Source organism: Plasticicumulans sp. (assembly GCF_035331805.1).
Classification (GTDB): Bacteria; Pseudomonadota; Gammaproteobacteria; order Competibacterales; family Competibacteraceae; genus Plasticicumulans.
The window spans coordinates 1-1,703 of the sequence record NZ_DAOLKE010000531.1 but is presented as its reverse complement, the minus strand read 5'-3'; the positions used below and the strand labels follow the sequence as shown (position 1 = coordinate 1,703).

Genomic DNA, 1,703 nt, shown 5'->3' with positions numbered 1-1,703 from the left:
GCAGGCAGTTGCCGGCGGCATCCCACTGCACGCCGTCGGCCTCGCCGGCGAAGGCCGCGGCCGAGGCGAGCAGCAGCGCGGAACTGCCGTTGACATCCATCAGTTCACGTCCATCAGCAGAGATCCGGCACGACCGGCGCCGGCGCCGGGGCGTCGCTGGCGGCTTCGGCGGCATCGGTGAGGGCGGCCGGCAACTGCACGCTGTTGCCGCTGCCGGCCGAGACCGCGCGCAGCTCGGGCAGATCGACATCGAGCAGCGCGAGCGCCGTGCCGGCCGGCAGCGGCAGCCAGCGACCGGCGGCATCGGGGGCGAAAAGTCCGAGCGCCGGCACGCGCACGACACCATCGACGCGCGCGGCGACCGCGCGCAGCTCCTCGGGATCGACGGCGCGCCCGAGCGGCCAGCCGCGGCCGTCGGCACCGCCGTGCAGTGCGCTCAGCCACTGGCGCAGCGCCGCTTCGACGCGCAGCAGCGTCTCGCGCTCGATGGCCGGGTCGCGCACGCCGACCGCGACCGAGACCGCGAGCGGCACGAAGCGCGGCGACAGCACGTAGAGTTCGGTGCCGATCGGGCAGCGTTCGCGCAGCCAGGCCCAGACCTCGCGCAGCTGCGCGGCGCCCGGCCGCGGCGGGGCCGGGTCGTCGGGGGCGCGCGCCGCCAGCACGAACACCGCGACTGCACCGGGGACGTTGCGCTGCAGGGCGGCCAGCGTGTCGCCGGGGATCAGCCCGCGCACGACCTCGGCGCGGGCGATGCCGCTGCCCGGGGTTTCGAGCGCGAGCATCCGGAAGTCGGCGGCGGTCACCGCGCGTTCGCGGTGGTTCAGCCAGTCCGGCAGCCGGCGTTCGGCCTCGGCGACGGTCTCGGCGTCGGCACCGCCGCGCAGCGCGCGTTCGTGGCGCACGCGCAGCATCGGCGCCTCGACGACGCTGCGCAGCTGCCCCGGCCCCAGATTGCCGGCCGCACCGCCACCGTGGCGGTATTCGACGGCGCGGATGCGCCGGCCCGGTGCCGGCACGCGGCCGCGGATGCCGTCGCCGAAGCGGATGCGGCCGCTCGCGGCATCGAGTGCGTAGACGGGCGCCTCGCGCCCGGCAGCGGCGAAGCGCTCGACCGGCGACCAGCGCTCCCAGCCGGCCGCGGTGGTCTGCGGCGTCTCGACTTCGAGGAGCAGCGATGCGGCATCGACGTTGCCATCGGGCAGCGCGCAGACCTGATCCGGCCGGCCGTCGCCGACGGCGAGCAGCACGTCGCGGCGCTGGTCGAGCGCGACGACATCGACGGCGTTGAAGCCGAGCCACGCGAGCTTCAGGCCCGGCGCGTCGGGGCAGGACAGGCGCAGCCAGTGCACGAGTTCGTCGCCGCTGCGCCCGGCCGGCAGCGCCGGCGGACGCACGCCGAGGCCGGCATCCTTCGGATCGTCGTAGAGCGGCGGCGCGAGCAGCGCGTTGGCCGGCAGCCGGAAGCGCAGCACGCCGGGCTGGCGGGCGCCGAGCGAGCGGTCATCGAGGATTTCCAGCGCCAGCCAGCCGGGTTCGGCGCCGCTGCGCGCATGCACGAGTTCGAGCTTCAGGCTGCGGGCCGGCAGCGCGCGCGCGACCAGCCCGTCGGGTGCTTCCTCGTCCGGCGCAAGGCCGAGCGACAGCGTGCGGCCGGCGAAGGCCGCGCGCAGCGCCGCGGCGTCCTGCACGGCGTTGCGCAG

The 1,703-nt window shown here is 76.6% G+C and carries 1 protein-coding gene; it reads right to left on the bottom strand.

Going from position 1 to position 1,703, the window contains the following annotated elements; genetic code table 11:
* Nucleotides 1-113: 113 nt before the first annotated feature.
* On the bottom strand, nt 114-1,703 hold a 1,590-nt coding region (locus PKE44_RS19120), incomplete at its 5' end, for a putative baseplate assembly protein (protein WP_324554400.1).